The organism is Streptomyces poonensis (assembly GCF_014650915.1).
Classification (GTDB): Bacteria; Actinomycetota; Actinomycetes; order Streptomycetales; family Streptomycetaceae; genus Streptomyces; species Streptomyces poonensis.
Genome location: NZ_BMVW01000017.1, coordinates 150,883 through 170,664, shown reverse-complemented (window position 1 = coordinate 170,664; position 19,782 = coordinate 150,883). Strand labels below are relative to the sequence as shown.

The window sequence follows — 19,782 nt, the reverse complement described above, 5'->3', positions numbered from 1 at the left end:
GTTCCCGCGGTCCGGCCCGTACCTCATGGATGGAATGGCGTACGTCCAGTTGTTTTCCGGGACTTGCCCGGTTCTGTGGCAACGTGAAGTGCTGGGGTGAGCCTGATGAGACCGACGGCCGACGCGGGCGGGGGTGACGGGAGCGCTTCCCGGGAGGACGGGGCGGCCGGTCCGGCCGCCACAGCCCCGGCCCGCGCCGCGCGCCGGGGCTTCACCCGGGCCGTCGCCGTACTCGTCCTGGTGACCGTCGCCGGGCTGATGTCGATGCTGGGGCCACGCGCCGCGCTGGACGGCACGGGAGAGGCGGCGGCCCCCGGCGCGGGCGGCACAGCCCTGCTGCGTACCGTCCTGTTCGCCGCCCTCTGCGTCCCGGCGGGCGAGCTGTTCGCGGCCCGGCTGGTGCGCCGCCTGCCGGGAGCGCCCCTCAGCACACCGCGCAGTTGGGCCCCTTGGGCGGCCGCCGCCGGATGCGTCGCCGCGCTCGGTCTCGCCTCGGTCGTGGCCACCGGCAACCTGGTGCCGGCCGACATCGCCGACATCGACGTGGGCGGCCTGTACGAGACCCGGGACGGCAGGCTCGCCCTCCTGGAGGTCGACGCCTTCGTCGCGGCGGGCCTGTGCGCCCTCTCGCGCCGCCCCGCCACGCAGGTGTGGCCGCTGGCCGCGATCGCCGTCGCGGAGGCGCTGCGGGCGCACCCCCCGACGGAGCACAGCCCGCTGGTGGGCAGCGGACTGACGTTCCTCCACGTCATGTGCGCCTCCCTGTGGGCGGGCGGGCTGCTGTACGTCCTGCGCACCCTGCACCACTGGCGCGGCACGCGCGGAGAGCACCCCCTTGAGGCAAGCGCCGCGCTGCTGGGGCTCTACGCGCGCGTGGCGGCCGTTCCGCTGGCCGCCCTCACCGCGACCGGACTGTGCAGCACGCTGCGCCGCATGCCGCCGGAGACGGTCCTGGAGCAGCTGACGACGACCGCGTACGGGCGTGCCCTGCTCGCCAAGGTGCTCCTGGTGGTCGTCGTCGCCGCGCTCGCGCTGGTGGCCCGCGTGCGCCTGAGCCGGGCGAGCGATCCGCTCACCGCCTGCTCCCCCGCGCGCGCGGAGGTCGTGGTGCTGGGGCTGGTCGTCGCGGTGTCGGCGGTGCTGACGACGCTGCCGGTACCGATCCGCTGGTGAGGTCCGCGCGCGGCACGGCCCGCGCGCCGAGGGTCCACAGCGCGCCCCGGGCCAGCAGGTACTGGGCCGCCAGGTAGGTCAGCATCACCCAGAGATCGGGCCGCGGGAGCCGCGGCCACTCGGCGACACCGGTCGCGATGAGCGTGTCGGACAGCAGGAAGAGAAAGCCGCCGAGGGCTGCCACGGGCCCGAGCCGGAGCGCCCCGAAGGCCACGGCCGTCAGCAGCAGGCTGTATCCGGCGACGGGAGACGCAGCCCCGCGGGCAGACCGGGCCACAGCAGGGCGACCGTCACGACGAGGGCCGTACCGTACGCGCCCCCGAGCAGTGCCGTACGCGCGCGGGGGAGGCGGGCCGAGCCGTACCGGCCGAAGAGCAGCAGGTAGCACCCGTGCCCGGCGGCGAAGCAGCCCATCCCGGCGAGGAACGCCGGTCCGGCGTCGGACAGCAGCAGGACGTCGCCGCCCCAGCCGCACAGCAGCGCCGCGACCAGTGGCCGGCCCGCCCCGGGCATGGACGTGGGCGGCCGGCAACGGCATCAGCAGCGGTTTGACGACGGCGTGGCCCGCCGCGGAACCGACGGCCCGGGAGCCCAGGTCGACGGCGGCGGCGAGGACGAAGAGGAGCAGCGTCACGCGCGCGGTGCCCGCCGTACCGACACCTTTCACACGACCGGTTCCGCGTCCGGCGGCACCGGCCGCTCGGACCGCTCTGGCGGCACCGGCCGTTCCGGCTGCCACCCGGGCCCGCGGAAGACATGTCCGACGCGCTCGCACCATGTCCCGGCGGCTCTCAGGTCCTTGGCGATGGCGACGTACTCGTGGGTGGCGACCTTCAGCGGGTTGTACGTGTCGATGTTCTTCGTCAGCCCGTAGACCGGCCGCTCGGTCTCCGCCACGAACGAGCCGAAGAGACGGTCCCAGACGATGAGGATCCCGCCGAAGTTGCGGTCCAGGTAGCTGCCCTGGGAGGCGTGGTGCACGCGGTGGTGGGAGGGCGTGTTGAAGACGAACTCGAAGGCACGGTGCAGCTTTCCGATGCGCTCGGTGTGGATCCAGAACTGGTACACGAGGTTCGCGGAGGAGCAGAACGCGAGCGCGGCGGGGTGCACGCCCAGGGCGACGAGCGGAACGTAGAACGGCCACACCGTCCAGCTCGTCCAGGGCTGCCGCAGCGCGGTGGTGAGGTTGAACCTGCGGCTGGAGTGGTGCACGACATGACAGGCCCACAGGATGCGGATCACATGGTGACCGCGGTGGGACCAGTAGTACAAGAAGTCCTGCGCGAGCAGCATCAGCGAAACGGTCCACCACAGCACGGGCACCCGCAGGGGCGTCAGCTCGTACACCGCCGTGTAGACGGCCACAATCGGAATCTTCCACAGGAAGTCGAAGAACAGGCTCCCCAGCCCCATGCCGACACTGGTCGCAGCGTCCTTCGCCTCGTACCCGGCCGCGTCCTCGTCGGGGTGGAGGCGCACGCTCACCATCTCGACGACGGTGAGCAGCACGAAGGCGGGTATCGACCACAGCACGACATCGGGCAGGTTCGGCATGGATGCACCGTAGGGCCGCCGTAGGGCTGCGGCCAGAGGCTGTTACCCACAAGTATTACCGGCGGTACGCGCTTGCTTGTTGGCGGTCTCCGCCAAGTGGGCCGGGGTCGTGTGCGCACCGGGTCAGCGTCAGCATCCGTCCGTCGGGACGACCGAGCGGACATCGTCGGCGGGGATCCGGTGCCACTGCCTGGCGTCGTCCAACGTGGTCTTCTGCGGCGCCTCCTTGTCCGACTCGGCCTTGGCCTTGGCCTGCTTGATGGTCACCGCCCCGGCATCCCCCACCACGAGCGTCCCGCACTCCGTCCCGCGGTCCGTGACGACCAGGACGTACGGCCCGTCCTTGCCGGACCCGGCCGGGTCCGCCGCGTTCTTCACGGGCACCAGCCAGGAGACCGCGATCGCGATGACGATCGCGCTCAGGCCCGCGATCGAGAGTCTGCGTGCCGTGATCACGGCACTCTGTGTGCGCTCCACCTCGTCGAGGACAGCCGCGAGCAGTCGTTCGCCGGACAGCCAGGTCCCCTGCCCCAGCTGGCCGTGCGCGGCCCGCACCGCGCACAGGGCTCCGGCGAGCAGCAAGACGAACGCCGCGACCAGCAGTAGGGCCGTGGTCCAGCGCCAGACGCCGGGCATGCCGGCGACGCTCTCCCGCCCCTTGAGCACGAAGACCACGCCGACCAGTCCGGTGAGGCCGGTGAGCCCGTTGCGCCAGCCCTCCGCCTGCCGTCGTACGGTGCTGAGTTGGTCGTACTGGAGCTGCTGGCCGAGCTGGGCGAACCGCTTCTTGGCGAGATCGGTCACGACGCCGCTCCCTGCCCGGCCCCGGTCCCGGACACCGGCACGTCCCAGAAGGCGCCGCACCCCGTGTCGGGCGACTCGGGCGGCCGCTCGGCATGCGGGTAGCCGCACTGGCAGAAGACCGTGACACTGCCGGTCAGCGGCTCCGGGCGGTGCGGGTCGCGCCCCCACAGCCGCTTGGACGGGCCGAGGACGCCGTACGCGACTCGGAAGACGACCGTCGCCCGGCACGTCGGGCACAGGCCGGTCACCGTGTACCAGCGGCCGTCGTCGGAGCGCACGACGTCGAACCGGTCATCGGGCCGGACGGCCGTCTCGTGCTCGTGGAAGTCGGTGGACGCGTGGTCGGGCACGGGTTTCCTCACTCGGTGGGCTCGGCGGGGGCCCGGAAGGGCTCGGGGGTCGGCGTCGCGGCCGGTTCGGCCGGGTAGTCGTCGGGCAGTTCGAGACCGAACAGCGGCGCGTACAGGCTGAGCCGGTGGTGCACCCAGCGCGTGGGCTGCTCCAGCTCCCTAGCCGTGACGGCAATGCGCTCGGGCGTCACCCGCCCACTCAGCGCCGGGGCGCCGCCCGTGTAGTGCTCGGTCAGGAGAATGAGATCCTGCCAGGTGGGAACGGCCTCGAACCCGGGTCGTTCCACGAGCAGTTTCAGGCCGAAGGGGCGGTACGGCGCGAGGCGGTCCCATGCCTGGTCGACGGGCCAGCCGAACCGGGCGGCGACGTGGAGGAGCTCGAGGGGGCCCGCGCGTAGTCCGCCGACAAGGTCCGGTTCGAAGAGGGCCCTGTCGTGGGGGGTGGGCCGGTGCTCGCGCCAGGCGCCGTGACCCGGGTCGTCCTCGTCCTCGGGCTCGGTCCACAGGGCGCCCAGGGGGGCGTACTGGCTGAGAATGGCGATGCTCTCGCCGAGCGTGCGGTTACCTGCGAGGGCGTGGGTGACGAGATCGGCGGGGTTGGGCGGGGTCCAGCGCGGGCGGGTGCCCGACACCCCGCAACATGCCTGGAAGTCCTGGGGCTCGGGGCGCCTGTCGGCGACAGCCGCCGAGGGTGGCAGTTCCGGTGACGAGACGTCGAGCCTTACGAGAGGCCCCAGTTCGCGCAGCCGCGCGAGGGCCGCACCGATCGGCATCCCGGCGTACGCCGCGACGCACAAGACGTAAATGAGATCGATCCCGTCGCTGAGCGCTGCACGCGCGAAGTGCACCGACGCGAGGAAATAGCCGCCGCGCAGGACGGAGTCGTCCCCAGGAAGCAGTTTCCAATCCCCAGGTGTAAGGGTCCGCCAGTGCTCGACCAAGGCCGGCGCCTCGGGATCGACCAGTCCTGGTCCGGCAAGACCTCGAAGACTCTCGACGACTTCTTCCGTACTCGCCTGCACCTTGTACACCGCGGTCGCTGTGTCGAGCAGGGGAACAGGCCAGACAGCAGCTCCCTCCATACCGAGGTCGAACCAACGGTCCAGCGCAGCACCCAGCAGATCGCTGTCAAGGCGTGTAAAAATCCGGTCGGCCAGTTTTGCGTAATCCGGAAGTCCCAGGCGGTACCTCGCGAAGGCATCGGCGTAACACTCGACCGTGTCCGCGACGGACAGGGACAACATGCCGGAAGCCCGGGCGAGTTGATGCAGAGAGAGATCGGTGCCGTGAGCGTGCCCGCCGGTCCCGAAGCACCGCTCGAATTCGTCGCTGCGCTTCTTCGTCCAATCAGGACCCCGCCCGCCGTCCTCCGACGTCTCCTGCTCCGGCTCGTCCGTCAAGATGGGCGCTCCCTCCGACGACGACAGCCCGAGCCAGCCGTAGCGTGCGAGCACCTTCTCGTACTCCCCTCGGGTCGGCCGGTCGTGTCCAGCGCGTTCCCCAGGTGGGGCAAAGCTCGGGTGCCAGGACAGAACGCGAAGCTCACGCCAGGAAGCGACCATGCCCTCGGGAGGTTCCCCAGTGGTGTCCGGGACAGTCACCGGGAAGCCGGCAGCCGCGAGACGGCGTGCCCTCACGAGAGCCTCGCGCAGCGGCACCCTCGTCTCCGCGCTGATCATTCTGAGCGTGTCCAGGACTCCCCACGTCCCGTCGGTTTTCGGGAAGAGCAGCCCGTCGAACACTTCACGGCCGGCAAGGAGACTGCGATCCGTGGAATCCAGTAGCAGGCGATGTGCGGCATTGAGGTCAGCCAGGACCGGCAGCTTCAACCCCATGACCGCGTAACGTCTCAGCCGCCGCAGCACATCGCCCAACGAGAGAGCTTCCCCGGGAAGGGGCATCAGGGCGCTCCGCTGCAAGGACGACCAGAAGTCGGAAAACGGCGGTCTGATGCGTGCTTCCCAGGCCTGTAGGTCGGCATAGCCTTCGACGGTGGCGGGCAGAGGAAGCGCTCGTACGTTCCGGGCCAACGGGACGCCCACCGATCGCAGCACCTGCGCCCTCCAGGCCGCCACGGCCGGAACCATGGACAGGTGGCCCGAGTATGAGGTCTGAGACTCGTGCCGAAGCGCCACCATGCCCGCGTCCGCAGGGAAGCAGCCGACGCTCGGGAAGTCGACCGTGTTCGTCCTGTTCCAGCCGAGTCTGCTGGTGATGCCTGCCTGGACGGCGAGCAGCCGCCGCGTCACCTCGACGGCACCGTCAGGGTGCAGTTCGGCGAAGGCCCAGAGCCATTCGAGGGTGAGCCACTGCGGTGCGTCGAAGCGCTTACATGCCTCGCGGATGCGGTCGTCGGCCCAGGATCCGTCGTAGGAGAGCAGACTGTTTCTGTTGGTGCTGATGTCCGGCGCGTGGACCCCCCGGAGGTCCACTACGCACCCGAAAGGATGGCCGCCCATCGCATGCCAGTCGCGGCGGTCACGTCCGGATGCGCGGCGGAAGGAACGACCCGCGGCCCCCAGCCAGTCCCTCGCGCTGCCATGCTCCTCCTCGCTCATCCCGTCCGCGTCCACCAGCACCCCGTCCACCAGCAGACACCCCAGCCCTTCCACGAACCAGATGTCCGCCCCCGCAGCCACCGGCCGTGTGTGATCCCCGAAGTAGTGGAGCGCCTCCTCCTCCCAGGTCCGCACGACCTCGCCGTCCCGCTCCACGCGCATGCCGAAGTCGGTGCGCCAGACGTGTTTGCCGAGCTCCCCGGCCACGTCCACGTCGTCCGCCTGCAGATAGAGTCGTACCCGCGTCCCCCCGCCCGGCTGTGCCTCCTCGCTCCTGCGAATGCGGAACAGGCTGCCGCTGGAGGCGATGTCGACCCGCAGTCCGCCGTTCGCCTCCGGGCGCCCGTACTCGTCGGTGGCGCGGGTCCAGATGCTGATCTCGTCGGCCAGCATGAAGTAGCTGAAGACGCCGATGCCGAAGCGGCTGTTGGGGAAGATGCGCAGGTCCGGGTCGGCCCGGCGCCACCGGGCCTGTTCCCTGCGGTACTCGCGGGACTGCTCGAAACGCCGTCCCGCGCGCGCGAAGGTGCCGCGGAGCGTCTCGTGCCCCATGCCGACGCCGTTGTCCTCGCACTCCACGTAGGGGCGGCCGTCCTCGTCGGTGCCCCGCCGGAAGACGATGTCGCCCTTCCAGGCGTACGGGACGCCGTGGGCCACCTGACCGTACCGGTACCGGGCCTGACGGTAGCGGCAGGCGTCGAGGGCGTTCTGGTACAGCTCCCGCAGGGCGAGCGCGCGGTTGCCGTAGAGCCGGGTGCCCATGAGGAGTTCGCGCGTCTCGTCCTCGGCAAGACCGAACCTCATCAGCGGCACTCCGTAGGCGTCGCCCTTGGTCGCCACGTCGTACTGGGGGCGCAGCCTGCCGCACGTGACCCGGTCAGGGAGATGGGCCAAGAGGCCGGTGGGCCCGGAGGGACCGGCATGCCGGCGGATGTTCTGAACGGCCTCGTCGGCCCAGTCCGTCAGGGCCTCCAAACCGGCGTGCACCGCCGGGTGCGGGCAGGCCAGGTCGAGGTCGAGCCCCTTGTCCAGCCGGTCGCGGGCCCAGCGCAGCTGCCGTACCGCGGCGACGGCCCGGTCCGGGCTCAGGCCGTCCGTGATGCCGATGTTGTCGACGAGGACCCCGGGGAGCTGCCGCGGATCACCGCCCAGCAGACCGGCGACGCCGATCAGCCAGGACAGTTCGCGAGGGCGCCAGCACTCCGGCGTCCCGTCCGGGCAGACGAGTTCGTCCAGGCGCCAGCGGGCCTCGGCGGGCTCCCGTTCCCCCTCGTACGGCCGTGCCGGAATGAGTGCGGTCTGCCGGCAGACACGCACGAGCTCGTCGGTGAGCTCACCGATCCGGGCCGACGGGGCGTCCGCTCCGATCATCGCCTTGGCCAGGGGGGCGAGCAGCTGCGGGGCGTACTTGTCCCACAGCTCCTCCTTGCCGCTCACATGCCGGTGCACGAGCCAGGCGGCCACGGCCCCCGCGTCCTCGGTCCGTTTCCGCCCGGCCAGTTCACGCCCCTTGCGCCGGAGCAGCGCGTGCGCGGCGAACGTGTGCTCGAGGTCGGCCCGTTCCGGGTCCCGGGCCAGGTCGCCGGTGGCCGGTTCGAGCCGGAAGGGGTCGGCCGCGGCCACGCCCTTGAGACCCATGGCGTACACCGCCTCGCGGACAAACGGTGCCGCGGCCAGCGCGGTGAGCTCCCCGGCGTCCAGGACCGGTCCGCCCTGGGTCTGCGAGGGGGCGAGCAGGGGACGCAGCCCGCGGGAGAGGACGCGTACGGGGTAGTCGTCGTCCGCCCAGGGGTCGGGGACGGCGGCGTGACCTGTTCGACGCCACTTGGCGCACTCCCCCGTCAGCCGGACCAGCGCCTGCTGGAGTTCCGCGCGGCGCTCGTCGTCGCAGGCGACGGCCGCCCACAACTCAGGGTCGCGGACGGCCGTGGTCCACTCCTCCTGGAGGGTGCGGCCGGTGCACAGGACGACCTCGCCCATCGCCTCATGACCACTCGGCGCGTAGTGCGCGGTGGGGGTCTGCTTCTGCCGGGCCGCCCTGGCGAACTCGGCGGTCCTGCGGACGGTGTGGGCGATGACCTCGGCGACCGTACGCGGGGAGGTGTCGGCGTGCAGGGCCTCGGCGAGCGCCCGGGAGAAGTGGCTGCCCGACTCCTCGTCCGCTCCGCAGGTCTGGCCCGGACCGCAGCCGAAGAGGACGGCGACCCGGTCCCGGCCGGCGGGGAACACCGTCGCGCGGCCTCCCGAGGACTCGCCACCGAGCGCGTCCCGGCAGGCGTCGACGGTGAGCAGGACGGTGCCGGCCTGGCACCCCCGCAGCATCCTGGACAGATCGAGGCCGATGAGGCTGTCGACGGCGACCCGGGGAGGAGTCGTCTCCCAGGTCAGCTGGGCGTCGGCGGGAACGAGGTGGTCGGCGCCGTCAACCGAGAGACCGTGTCCGGTGAAATGGACGAGGACGGTGCCGTCCTCCGGCGCCGTGGCGCACACGCGGCTGACCGCGCTGAGTATGCGCGAGCGCCCGGCCGGGTCCCCGGGTTCCGCCCCTATGAGTTCGACGCTGTAGCCGGAGGAGCGCAGGGATGCGGTCATCAGCTCGACGTCGTGGCCGACCGTGTCCGACAGGTCCTCGAAGTGGTCCGACAGTTCGTACTGCGGAACGGCCACGATCAGTGCCCGTCTGCTCTCCCCCATGCCCGCCCGCCTCCCCGAAGAACTCGCCGCGCCGCCGGTCAGAATGACACAGCGAGGGCGGCGGGACACGCGCCGCGGACGGTGCGGAGCGGAAGCCGTGCGCTCGGGGAGACCGGCGTGGCGAAAACGAGTGGCGCCGGGCGACCGCCGGATCCTAGAGTCGTGATCGCGGGGGCGGCTCCGCAAGCGTGCTTCCTTCTCTCTCTTTCTATGACTCCTGTAGCGCGCTCACTCTCCGCCCCCGCCTCACTCACAGACTTCTTCCGGGGGAATCCGTTTGTCCGTGCTGTCGTCCGTGCTGCTCCGCCGCCTCCGTACCGTGTACGTCGACCAGGCCGGGCCGCGCCCGGGCGGCCCGTCGACGGCCGAGGGGCTGGTCGCGCTCGAAGCCGAGCTGCTCGACCGGGGTTTCGCACTGACGGCCCGGCTGCGTGCCGCGCTCGGCTGGCTCGGTCCGGCGGGACTGGCCGAGGCGGGCGGCGAGCTGATCCGTGCGATCGACGCCGAGCTGGGCGCCGACCGCACGCACATGCCGCTGTTCCGCGCCTTCCCGGCGTCGGTGCCCGATGACACGCTCCGCCTGTACGTCGACCGCGTCTTCGTCCTGCTGCTCCAGTCGCCGGCCCAGCCGTGCGTGCTGTGCGGCACGGTCGGCAGCGTGCACCCCGTCTCCCCCTGCGCCCACCTGGTGTGCCACGGCTGCTGGGACGGCACCGACTACGCGGGCTGCCCGCTGTGCCACCGCCGGATCGATCGCGACGACCCGTTCCTGAAGCCCGGCATGCCCGCGGACCGGCCGGACGTCCCGTGGGGTCCGCTGAAGCTCCTCGACCTCGGCACCGACCGGCAGGCGGACACGGTCAGGGCCCTGCTGCGGCTGCTGGAGCGACGTACTCCGCTGCCGCCGCAGGACCGCGACGACGTCAAGCTGCTGCTGGGGAACGCCCCCGCCACGCTGGACTGGCTGCCCGGGGACATCCCGGTGCGTGAGACCAAGGCCCTGGTGCTGGGCTCGCTGCTGCTCGACCGGCGTACGCGCGAGGCGGCGCTCCCGCTGCTCGCCGCGCACCTGACCACCGCGACCGACGTCCTGCGGTTGCTGCAGGTCTGGTCCGGCGGCGAGGCCGACCTCCTCGCACCCCGCCGCTTCCGCACGCTGCCGCGCCCGCTGCGCCGCCGGCTGCTGGAGGTGCTCGACGGTTTCGAGGCGTCCACGCTGGTCGAGGACGTGCTGCGGCATCCGGTGGCCTGGAAGCACGCCGCCGAGATCCTGCACCCCTACGAGCAGCACACGCGCCGCCCCAGGGCGGCCCTCGCCTTCGCCGTGCTGCGCGGCACTGCTGTCTCCGGCGGATCCGGCGGATCCGGCGGATCCGGCGGACCCGGCGGACCCGGCGACCCCCTGGGCGAGGCACTGCTGCGCACGGCGGCCGAGCACCCCGGGGCGGTACGCGTGGACGGGACACGCATCAAGGCCGACACCTGGGCCGCCCGCACCGAACAGGCCCTGCGGGACAGGGACTTCGACGCCGCTCTCGCCCTGCTGTCCCAGCGCCCCGGCGAACTGCTGCGCCGACTCGACCACCTGCTGCGCCTGCACGCCCTGGACGACCTGCCGGACGGCTTCGCCGGCACGCTGCGGCGAGTGCTGCCCAAGGCCGGGCCCGGGCCGCTGCTCGCGGCGCTCGGCCGGCTGCGGGTCCGCGACGTGGCCGGCGAGCGGCGGGTGTTCTTCCCGCGCGGCCACGTGACGCACGCGTACACCTCCCAGGACACCAGGGCCCCGCTGTCGCCGCGGGTGACAGGCGCGGTGTGCGCGCTGCTGGAGACCGAGGCGCTGCGCCGGCTGTCCGCCGCTTCCCGTTTCGACGTCTCCGTCCTGGACTCGCGTCTCGGGGACCTGCATGTGCCCTCGGCCGAAGGGGCCTCGGCGAAAGCCCTGGTCTCGGTGCCGCGCGGCAGCACACAGCCGCTGCCCGAGGGCGAGGTGCTGCGGCTCTTCCTGCACTGGACGCAGCCCGAGAGGAGCCGCGTCGACCTGGACCTGTCCGTCGCCCTCTACCACGAGGACTGGACGTTCGCGGGGCTGTGCGACTACACACACCTCGTGCACGGCAAGCGGGCCGCCGTCCACTCCGGGGACCTGACCTCGGCACCGGCGCCGGACGGCGCCACCGAGTACGTGGACCTGGATCTCGCGGCCCTCTCCGACGGGCGCATACGGTTCGCCGTGCCGGTCGTCTTCAGCTACAACAACATCCCGTTCGAGGAACTCGTCGACGCGTTCGCCGGATTCATGGCACTGCCGTCCAGGGCCGGCCGCACCTCCGCCTTCCAGCCCCGGACGGTGCGTCAGCGGTACGACCTGGAGGGTGACTCCCGTATCCACGTGCCCCTGCTGGTGGACCTGGAGCGGCGCACGTTCCTGTGGACGGACCTGCACCTGTCCGCCTCCGAGGGCTACCACAGCGTGCACCGGCACAGCGCCGACCTGGGCCGTGTCGCCCGCGACCTGTTCCAGTACTTCGCCACCGGCCGGACGACGCTGTGGGATCTCGCGGTCTGGCACGCGGCGGCCCGCACGGACGAGGTCGCGGTGGTCCACCGCGCCCCCTCGACGGCGACGGGAGCGGCGGACGAGCTGTGGCACTACCGGCGCCGGGACGGCGAACCGGACGTGGCGTTCGCCGCCCGCGTCCGCTCCCTGGAACCGCCCGAGCGGCGCCGCCCGGCGGACGGCGCCGAGGCGCTCATGGCGCTCGCCGCCGAGGCCGCCGGCCGGAAGCACGCGCTGCTGGCGCTCCTGGAGGGCAGGGTCGCGCCGGAGGGGGCTACAGGCGCCGTGTACCGGCTGCTGCCCGGCCCGGTGGACGGCTGCGGACTGGAACCGCTGACGGCGGGCGATCTCGTGGCGGCGCTGGGCTGACGGTCCGTGACGCCGGTCAGTTCCTGGCCGCTTGTCGGAACAGTCCGGGATGTCCTGGGTGCGGGTGACTGCTGGTGGTTTGCCGGGCTGCAGCTAGCGGTCGCGCCCCCGCGGCCAACTCCCCGGCGGTGGACGGAGAACCGGGCCGCGCATCCGCGTGCGCCGGTGCGCCGGGGCCCGGCTCAGGGCGGTGGCGACCGGACTGTCAGTCGTGGCCCGTATCCTCAGTGACCATGCTCGAAGACCGTACGACCGCGGCGTCCGACACTCCCTGGCCGACCGCGTATCCCAAGGGGTACGCGGTCGTCGACGTGGAGACCACCGGCCTGGCCCGGGACGACCGGATCATCTCCGCCGCCGTCTACCGGCTGGACGAGCGCGGCGAGGTCGAGGACCACTGGTACACGATGGTCAACCCGGAGCGGGACCCGGGCCCGGTGTGGATCCACGGCCTGACGAGCGAGATGCTCGAGGGCGCCCCGCTCTTCGGGGACATCGCCGACGAGTTCGCCGCACGGCTGGACGGCCGTGTGCTCGTCGCGCACAACGCGGTCTTCGACTGGTCGATGATCGCCCGGGAGTACGCGCGCGCGGAGCGCAGGCCCCCGGTGAAGCAGCGGCTGTGCACCATCGCGCTCTCCAAGGAGCTCGCCCTGCCGCTGCCGAACCACAAGCTGGAGTCGCTGGCCGCCCACTTCGGCGTGGTCCAGCAGCGGGCGCACCACGCGCTGGACGACGCGCGCGTGCTCGCGGAGGCGTTCCGGCCGAGCCTGCACGCGGCCGTGAGCAAGGGCGTGCGGCTTCCGCTGCTGGAGTGCCGCCCGCTCACCGAATGGTCGGCCACACCGCTCATCGGCCGGCAGCCCTCGGGGGGCTACCGGCCGGGCAGTTGGCGCGCGTCCCGCAGACGCCCCGCCTGCCCGTACCCCAACCCGGGCCGCTACGAAGAGGGCAAACCGCTCAAACAGGGCATGCGGGTCGCCTTCTCCGGGGACACCTCGGTCGACCGGGAGCTGCTGGAGGACCGCGCGACCGAGGCCGGGCTCCACGTCGCGACGAGCCTGTCCCGGCTGACCAGCCTCCTCGTCACCAACGACCCGGACTCGGGCACGTCGAAGGTGGTCAGGGCGCGGCAGTACGGGACACCGGTGATCGACGAGGCGGCCTTCGGGCAGCTGCTGCGCGATGTGGAGCCGGCGTCGGAGGAGTGACGGCCGCGCCGGCGTTGACGGACGTACGGGTGATTGCCGGGCGACTCGCCCGGCACCCGCTCGCCCGTGCCGCCCCGCGCCCCGCACGCTGTGGCGCATGGCACGTTGTGAAGTCTGCGGCAATGAGTACGGCATGACCTTCGAGGTGCACGCGCAGGGCGCGGTGCATGTCTTCGACTGCTTCGCCTGCGCGATCCACCGCATGGCCCCCGTCTGCGAGCACTGCCGCGCACCGATCGTCAACCAGGGCGTGGAGGCGGACGGCCGGTGGTACTGCTGTGCGCACTGCGCCCGTGAGGAGGGAAAGGCGGGGGTCGCCGACAGGGTCTGAGCGTGTGCGTGACCGTCGAGGCCGATCCGCCGTTGCACACCGCGCCGCGGCAGTACGCGCATCGTTCTCCGCCGATGCGGAGGTGGTCCGCGGCATACCCCATGCCCCTACATGCCGGGTATGTGCTCCCCGCCGGCGCGGGGTTCGCGGCCCTCGACGGGACCTGCCTGCCGAGGGCCGATTCATGCGAGGTACGGTCATAAGGTGTACCGCTTCCTGTTGTCCCGGCAGTGGGTGATCGTCACCCTCGTCGTGCTCGCGCTCATCCCGACGATGATCGAGTTGGGCTTTTGGCAGCTGCACCGCCATGAGCACCGGGTCGCGCTGAACAAGGTGATCTCCGACTCCCTGAGCGCCGATCCGGTGTCCGTGGAGTCGCTGACCGCGCCCGGTGCCACCATCGACGAGGACAAGGACCTGTACCGCTCGGTGACGGCGAAGGGCCGGTTCGACACCGGGCACGAGGTCGTGGTCCGGCGCCGGACGAACGCCGACGACAAGGTCGGCTACCACGTCCTCACCCCGTTCGTGCTGGACGACGGCCGGGTCCTCCTGGTCAACCGGGGCTGGATCCCCGCGGACGGCGCCCAGACCGAGTTCCCCGACATCCCCGCGCCCGCGCGGGGCGAGATCACGGTCACCGGGCGGCTGATGCCCGACCAGACGACCGCCGAGAGCGGCATCAAGGACCTCAAGGGCCTTCCCGACCGCCAGGTGATGCTGATCAACAGCGAGCAGCAGGCCGAACTCCTGGGCCGGGAGGTCCTCGGCGGCTACATCGAGCTGACCTCGCCGAAGCCCCAGGGCGGCAGCCCGGAGCTGATCCCCGAGCCGGACCACGGCAGCATCGGCCCGCACATGGCGTACGCCGTCCAGTGGTGGCTGTTCGCCGCGGGCGTCCCCGTGGGCTGGGTGATCCTGGTCCGCCGCGAGCGCCGCGACCGCGAGGCGGCGGCCGCCGAGGCCGAGAACGAGGGTGAGAAGGAGGCGGCGCCCGCCGCGGTGTAGGGCACCCCCGCCCACGCGGCGGATTGATCACCCGGGTCGCAGGGAAGACGGCAGCCGTGCATCCCCTTACCGAGGACCACCCCCGCATCGAGGACTACGCCCTCATCGGCGACCACCAGACGGCCGCGCTGGTCAGCCGGCACGGCTCCGTGGACTGGCTGTGCCTGCCGCGCTTCGACTCGGCGGCGTGCTTCGCGGCGCTGCTCGGCACCGAGGAGAACGGGCACTGGCGGATCGCCCCCGTAGGCGCGGGCGCCTGCACCCGGCGCGCGTACCGCCCCGACACGCTGGTCCTCGACACCGAATGGGAGACGGCCGAAGGCACCGTCCGCGTCACGGATCTGATGCCCCAGCGCGACCGCGCCCCCGACCTCGTCCGGATCGTCGAGGGCCTGGCCGGCCGGGTGACCGTGCGCAGCACGCTCCGGCTGCGCTTCGACTACGGCTCGGTCGTGCCGTGGGTGCGCAGAACCAACGGCCACCGGGTGGCGGTCGCGGGTCCCGACTCCGTGTGGCTGCGCAGCGAACCGGAGGTGCGTACCTGGGGCGAGGCCCGGGCCACGCACTCCGAGTTCACCGTGGAGGCGGGCGAGAAGGTCGCCTTCGTCCTCACCTGGCACCCCTCGCACGAGCCGCGCCCTCCCCTGGTCGACCCGTACGAAGCGCTCCGGCACAGCGTCGAGGACTGGCGGGCGTGGGTGTCCCACTGCCGCTACGACGGCCCGTACCGGGACGCGGTCGTCCGTTCCCTGATCACGCTCAAGGCCCTCATCTACGCCCCGACGGGCGGCATCGTCGCGGCGGCCACCACCTCGCTCCCCGAACTGGTCGGCGGCGTGCGCAACTGGGACTACCGCTACTGCTGGCTGCGCGACTCCACCCTCACCCTGGGCGCGCTCCTCGCGGCCGGCTACCAGGAGGAGGCCGTGGCCTGGCGCGACTGGCTGGTCCGCGCGGTCGCCGGGGACCCGGCCGATCTGCGGATCATGTACGGGCTGGCCGGTGAACGGCGCCTGCACGAGTACGAGTTGCCGTGGCTGCCGGGCTTCCGCGACTCGGCCCCGGTCCGCGTGGGCAACGGCGCGGCGGCACAGCTCCAGCTGGACGTGTACGGCGAGGTCATGAACTCCCTGTCGCTGGCCCGCGCTTCGGGACTGCCCCCCGAGCCGCACGTGTGGCGGCTGCAGGTGGCCCTGATGGACTTCCTGAGGACGGCGTGGCGGCAGCCGGACGAGGGGCTGTGGGAGGTGCGCGGGGGGCGCCGCCAGTTCGTGCACTCCAAGGTGATGGCCTGGGTGGCCGCCGACCGTGCCGTACGCACCCTGGAGGCCGAGCCGCAGCTGGAGGGGGACCTGGACGGCTGGCGGGCGCTGCGCGACGAGATCCACCGCGAGGTGTGCGAGCGGGGCTACGACCCGGAGCGGAACACGTTCACGCAGTTCTACGGCTCGCAGGAGCTGGACGCCGCGCTGCTGGTGATACCGCGCGTCGGCTTCCTGCCACCGGACGATCCCCGGGTGATCGGCACCATGGAGGCGGTCCGCGACGAGCTGGGCCAGAACGGCTTCCTGCGCCGTTACAGCGCCGAGAAGACATCCGTCGACGGCCTCCCGGGCGGCGAGGGCACCTTCCTCGTGTGCTCGTTCTGGCTCGCGGACGCCCTGCACCTGGCCGGCCGCACCAAGGAGGCGCGCGAACTGTTCGAGCGGCTGGTGGGGCTCGCCAACGACGTGGGACTGCTCGCGGAGGAGTACGACCCGGTGGCCGGTCATCAGCTCGGCAACTTCCCGCAGGCGTTCAGCCACATCGGCCTCGTCGGCACCGCCCTCGCCCTGTTCGGGGACGAGGGGGCAGGATAGGCCCCATGGATCTTGGACTGAAGGACCGGGTGTACGTCGTCACCGGGGCGAGCCGCGGGCTGGGCCACGCGAGCGCGCGGGAACTCGTCGCCGACGGCGCGAAGGTGGTCGTCACCGGACGCGACGAGCGGAGTGTCGCCAGAGCGGCGGACGCGCTCGGCGAGAACGCCGTGGGACTCGCCGTGGACAACGCGGCCCCGGAGGCCCCCGCCCGGCTGATCGCCGCCGCGCGCGAGCAGTTCGGCGGCTTCGACGGCATCCTGATCAGCGTCGGCGGCCCCCCGCCCGGCTTCGTCGCGGACAACACGGACGAGCAGTGGGCGGCCGCGTTCGAGTCGGTGTTCCTGGGGGCGGTGCGCCTGGCGCGCGCGGCCGCGGCGGAGCTCGGCGAGGGCGGTGTCATCGGGTTCGTGCTGTCCGGCTCCGTGCACGAGCCGATCCCCGGCCTGACCATCTCCAACGGTCTGCGCCCCGGCCTCGCGGGCTTCGCCAAGTCCCTCGCGGACGAGCTGGGCCCGCGCGGCATCCGTGTGGTGGGCCTGCTGCCGGCCCGTATCGACACCGACCGGGTACGGGAGCTGGACGCCCTCTCGCCGGAGCCGGAGGTGACGCGCGCGGCCAACGAGGCCCGCATCCCGCTGCGGCGGTACGGCACTCCGGAGGAGTTCGGGCGGACGGCGGCGTTCCTGCTGTCGCCGGCCGCGTCGTATCTGACGGGCATCATGGTGCCGGTGGACGGCGGGTCCCGGCACGGCTTCTGAGCCCCGCGCTCAGCTCACCCGTTCCGCCCGGTGGCCCACTGCCCTGAGCCGTACCTCGGCGGGGAGAGCGGCCGCCCCGGTGGAGTCCCGGGCGTGCGTGAGCGCCCGGCCGGCGACCGTGCGCAGCGCCTCCCCGGGGTCCGCGTGGGGTTCCAGCAGCAGCCGTACCCGCGCCCCGGGGGCGCGGCGCCGTCCGGTCAGCCGCACCCGGGCGCGTGCGACTCCCGGGGTCTCCTCCGCCTCCTCCGCGAGCACGTCCTCCAGCGCGCGGCCGTGCAGCAGGGCGCCCCGGCCGTCGCCGGTGTCCACGAGGACCTCGCCGAGCCGGCGCCGGCGCAGTACGGCGGCCAGCCACCACAGCGCGAGCAGCACCAGCGCGGCAAGGACGGCGATCACGGTGGGCCACCACCAGCCGGCGTCCCGCCAGCGCGTCCGTGCGGCGTCGTCGAGCAGTACGTCGTGCCGCCCGTCGTGCACCCACCACGAGGGCGGCCGCACACCGAGGCCGACGGCGAGCACGGACCCGCCCGCCACCAGGCACAGCAGCCCGGCCAGCCCCAGCAGCACCCGGTTGACCGTTTTGATCATCGGCTGTCAGCCCTTCCGTCCCGGGCGCCGCGCCTGCACGGTGAGCGCGAGCGGCCGGGAGAGCCCGAGCCGCCGCACGCCGTCGGCGAGCACATTCTCGAGGTCGGCGCGCACCTCGTCGACCTCCCGGAAGTGCGCGACGGCGCGCACGTCGGCCTTGGTGCGCCGGACCCGGACCCGTACGGTCCGTACGCCCGCCACCTCCATGGCCCGGTCGCGCAGCACCAGGGCGGCGGCGTCGCGGTGCAGTCCGGCCCGGACGTCGGTGTGGAGGCGCCGCATCGGCAGCACCTTCCGCAGTCCGGGCGTCACGGCGAGGAGCAGCAGCCACAGCCCGAGGGCGGCGGTGATCCCGGCGCCGACGAGCACCCAGGTGTCGTCGAGGGGCCGCGCGGCGAGCTCGCGGGCGAGGGTCCGGCGCCACTCCATGGCGGTCCGGCCCGCGCGGACGGCGGCGATGTCGTACAGCAGGAGGCCCGCACCGGCGAGGAGCAGCAGGGCGAGCACGGCCGCGGGTACGCGCCGCGCGGACCAGAAGCGCCGTTCACGGCCGCCCTCCACGCCGGCGGCGGGCACGGGATCCTGACCGGCGGCGGACTCGGACCGGTCAGGAAGGACGGGCTCGACGGACTGCACGGGATCGGTGGGCCCGCCGGGCTTGACGGGTCCGCCTCCCGGTGCCTTCTCCATGAGCGGCGGCGGCCTGGTGCCGTCGGTGCCGGTGTCCTCCGGCCCCCGGGGCTCGCTCATCGCGTCCTCCCCTGTGCCGTGCCGGGTGCGTACGTACGGTGCAGCTGCTCCACACGGACGGCCACTTCCAGTACCTCCGTCCCCGTCAGCTCCTCCACCCGCTCGGCGACCCGGTGGCGCACGGCGGCGCACCGGCCGCCGATGTCGGTCGGGTAGTCGAGTTCGAGACCGATGCGGACATGCGCGGTCGCGACGGGAGCCGGCTCCGCCCGGGCGGAGTCGGCGGCCCGGGGACGGACGGCGACGGTGGCGTGCGGGGGCGCGGCGTCCGGTGCCAGTCGTCCCAGCGCCTCGCGCGCCGCCTGGGCGGCGATCTTCGCGACGACCCCGTCGGCGATCCGGGTCGCGCCGCGCTCGGCCGGAGCGACGGCGGACGGCGCCTGCACGCTCTCGCCGGAGCGTCCAAAACCGTCACGGCCGCCGCTGTCGCCGGCGGATTGTCCTGAACCGTCTCCTCGACCGTCGCCGCTCACGGGGTGTCCGTCACCGTCGCCGGTCGTCGCGCGTCCGGAAGAAGTCACCGATGTCCAGATCTCCCTCCAGGTACCGGCCGACCCCGAAGCCGACCGCCCCCAGCGCCGCCACCAGCAGGAAGGCACCGAATCCGCCGAAGTATCCGGCGAAACCCAGCACCATTCCGGCGATCATGCCGACCACGGCCATGCTCATGCTGTGCTCCTCAGCGGTTCGGTCCGGTGCCGTACAGGATCACTGCAGCCGGGGTTCCGGCTCCTCTTCCTCTTCGTCGGGCAGCTTCACGTCACCGACGGCGATGTTGACCTCGACGACCTCGAGCCCGGTCATGCGCTCGACGGCGGCGATGACGTTCTCGCGCACGGCGCGGGCGACATCCGCGATGGACATGCCGTACTCGACGACGATCTCCAGGTCGAGCGCGGTCTGCACCTCGCCGACCTCGGCCTTCACTCCTCGGGTGACCGCCTTGGAGCCGCCGGGCACCCGGTCCCGTACGGCGCCGAAGGTCCGTGACAGCCCGCTGCCCATGGCATGGACACCGTCCACGTCCCGTGCTGCGAGCGCGGCGATCTTCTCGACGACCCCGTCCGCGATGGTGGTGCGCCCGCGGGTCGCCGGGTCGCCGCCGCCCCGCCGGGTGGCCCTGCGGCCCGCGGAGCCCTCTCCGGGCTCACCCTCGGTCTTCCCCGTCCGGTTCCGCTCCGTCATGTCGGTCATGGCGTACGTCCCTTCCGGTTG

16 protein-coding genes and 1 pseudogene are annotated in these 19,782 nt (G+C 72.7%); 7 read left to right on the top strand and 10 right to left on the bottom strand.

Translation table 11 applies throughout. The features are described from left to right. Positions 1 to 96: 96 nt before the first annotated feature. Positions 97 to 1,173: a CopD family protein gene (locus IE242_RS31260; RefSeq protein WP_229859677.1), complete on the top strand. Its 1,077-nt coding sequence runs from the start codon at positions 97 to 99 to the stop codon at positions 1,171 to 1,173. Here IE242_RS31260 and IE242_RS31255 read toward each other — a convergent pair. The 5 genes and pseudogenes from IE242_RS31255 to IE242_RS31235 form a co-directional block, all read right to left on the bottom strand. Then, positions 1,073 to 1,951, bottom strand: a pseudogene (locus IE242_RS31255) (lysoplasmalogenase). The gene IE242_RS31260 and the pseudogene IE242_RS31255 sit on opposite strands and share 101 nt — an antisense overlap. Next, a complete protein-coding gene (locus IE242_RS31250; RefSeq protein ID WP_189865302.1) occupies positions 1,837 to 2,727 on the bottom strand; it encodes a sterol desaturase family protein in 891 nt (296 codons plus the stop codon). The pseudogene IE242_RS31255 and the gene IE242_RS31250 overlap by 115 nt, the downstream one beginning before the upstream one ends. 129 nt (positions 2,728 to 2,856) lie before the next feature. Further along, positions 2,857 to 3,531 carry a hypothetical protein gene (locus IE242_RS31245; RefSeq protein WP_189865300.1) on the bottom strand — a complete coding sequence of 225 codons (675 nt, stop codon included), beginning with the start codon at positions 3,529 to 3,531 and terminating at the stop codon, positions 2,857 to 2,859. Beyond that, positions 3,528 to 3,881: a hypothetical protein gene (locus IE242_RS31240; RefSeq protein ID WP_189865298.1), complete on the bottom strand. Its 354-nt coding sequence runs from the start codon at positions 3,879 to 3,881 to the stop codon at positions 3,528 to 3,530. Before IE242_RS31240 ends, IE242_RS31245 begins: the two co-directional genes overlap by 4 nt. Positions 3,882 to 3,889: 8 nt before the next feature. Next, positions 3,890 to 9,133 (bottom strand): HD domain-containing protein, encoded by a 5,244-nt coding sequence (locus tag IE242_RS31235; RefSeq protein WP_189865296.1) that lies wholly within the window; start codon positions 9,131 to 9,133, stop codon positions 3,890 to 3,892. Positions 9,134 to 9,410: 277 nt separating this feature from the next. On the opposite strand from IE242_RS31235, the gene IE242_RS31230 reads away from it, so the two are divergent. From IE242_RS31230 to IE242_RS31205, 6 genes are all read left to right on the top strand, one after another. Continuing rightward, positions 9,411 to 12,059 (top strand): MXAN_6230/SCO0854 family RING domain-containing protein, encoded by a 2,649-nt coding sequence (locus tag IE242_RS31230; RefSeq protein ID WP_189865294.1) that lies wholly within the window; start codon positions 9,411 to 9,413, stop codon positions 12,057 to 12,059. A gap of 233 nt (positions 12,060 to 12,292) precedes the next feature. Beyond that, entirely contained in the window at positions 12,293 to 13,270 is a 978-nt protein-coding gene (locus IE242_RS31225; RefSeq protein WP_189865292.1) for a DEDDh family exonuclease, read from the top strand. 97 nt (positions 13,271 to 13,367) lie between these two features. Continuing rightward, entirely contained in the window at positions 13,368 to 13,601 is a 234-nt protein-coding gene (locus IE242_RS31220; RefSeq protein WP_189865291.1) for a metallothionein, read from the top strand. A gap of 204 nt (positions 13,602 to 13,805) precedes the next feature. Next, complete coding sequence (locus IE242_RS31215; protein WP_189865289.1) at positions 13,806 to 14,609, top strand: SURF1 family cytochrome oxidase biogenesis protein; 804 nt, start codon at positions 13,806 to 13,808, stop codon at positions 14,607 to 14,609. A gap of 56 nt (positions 14,610 to 14,665) precedes the next feature. After that, complete coding sequence (locus IE242_RS31210; protein WP_189865287.1) at positions 14,666 to 16,468, top strand: glycoside hydrolase family 15 protein; 1,803 nt, start codon at positions 14,666 to 14,668, stop codon at positions 16,466 to 16,468. A 5-nt stretch (positions 16,469 to 16,473) separates the two neighbouring features. Next, a complete protein-coding gene (locus IE242_RS31205; protein ID WP_189865285.1) occupies positions 16,474 to 17,229 on the top strand; it encodes an SDR family oxidoreductase in 756 nt (251 codons plus the stop codon). Positions 17,230 to 17,238: 9 nt separating this feature from the next. Here IE242_RS31205 and amaP read toward each other — a convergent pair whose 3' ends face one another. The 5 genes from amaP to IE242_RS31180 all read right to left on the bottom strand — a co-directional run bounded on the left by amaP (position 17,239) and on the right by IE242_RS31180 (position 19,761). Further along, entirely contained in the window at positions 17,239 to 17,817 is a 579-nt protein-coding gene (amaP, locus tag IE242_RS31200; RefSeq protein ID WP_189865283.1) for an alkaline shock response membrane anchor protein AmaP, read from the bottom strand. Positions 17,818 to 17,823: 6 nt separating this feature from the next. Next, complete coding sequence (locus IE242_RS31195; RefSeq protein WP_189865281.1) at positions 17,824 to 18,567, bottom strand: DUF6286 domain-containing protein; 744 nt, start codon at positions 18,565 to 18,567, stop codon at positions 17,824 to 17,826. After that, positions 18,564 to 18,953, bottom strand: coding sequence for an Asp23/Gls24 family envelope stress response protein (locus IE242_RS31190; protein WP_189865280.1), 390 nt, complete (start codon positions 18,951 to 18,953; stop codon positions 18,564 to 18,566). The genes IE242_RS31195 and IE242_RS31190 overlap by 4 nt, the downstream gene beginning before the upstream one ends. A gap of 97 nt (positions 18,954 to 19,050) precedes the next feature. Further along, complete coding sequence (locus IE242_RS31185) at positions 19,051 to 19,236, bottom strand: hypothetical protein (RefSeq protein WP_189865278.1); 186 nt, start codon at positions 19,234 to 19,236, stop codon at positions 19,051 to 19,053. Between the two features lie 39 nt (positions 19,237 to 19,275). After that, positions 19,276 to 19,761 (bottom strand): Asp23/Gls24 family envelope stress response protein, encoded by a 486-nt coding sequence (locus IE242_RS31180; protein ID WP_189865276.1) that lies wholly within the window; start codon positions 19,759 to 19,761, stop codon positions 19,276 to 19,278. Between the last annotated feature and the right edge of the window lie 21 nt (positions 19,762 to 19,782).

Bases quoted from the DNA above. Each gene is read 5' to 3' on its own strand.
- IE242_RS31195 (WP_189865281.1), bottom strand. From the start codon at position 18,567: ATGAGCGAGCCCCGGGGGCCGGAGGACACCGGCACCGACGGCACCAGG.
- IE242_RS31205 (WP_189865285.1), top strand. From the start codon at position 16,474: ATGGATCTTGGACTGAAGGACCGGGTGTACGTCGTCACCGGGGCGAGC.
- IE242_RS31225 (WP_189865292.1), top strand. From the start codon at position 12,293: ATGCTCGAAGACCGTACGACCGCGGCGTCCGACACTCCCTGGCCGACC.
- IE242_RS31180 (WP_189865276.1), bottom strand. From the start codon at position 19,761: ATGACCGACATGACGGAGCGGAACCGGACGGGGAAGACCGAGGGTGAG.
- amaP (WP_189865283.1), bottom strand. From the start codon at position 17,817: ATGATCAAAACGGTCAACCGGGTGCTGCTGGGGCTGGCCGGGCTGCTG.
- IE242_RS31185 (WP_189865278.1), bottom strand. From the start codon at position 19,236: ATGAGCATGGCCGTGGTCGGCATGATCGCCGGAATGGTGCTGGGTTTC.
- IE242_RS31220 (WP_189865291.1), top strand. From the start codon at position 13,368: ATGGCACGTTGTGAAGTCTGCGGCAATGAGTACGGCATGACCTTCGAG.
- IE242_RS31235 (WP_189865296.1), bottom strand. From the start codon at position 9,133: ATGGGGGAGAGCAGACGGGCACTGATCGTGGCCGTTCCGCAGTACGAA.
- IE242_RS31250 (WP_189865302.1), bottom strand. From the start codon at position 2,727: ATGCCGAACCTGCCCGATGTCGTGCTGTGGTCGATACCCGCCTTCGTG.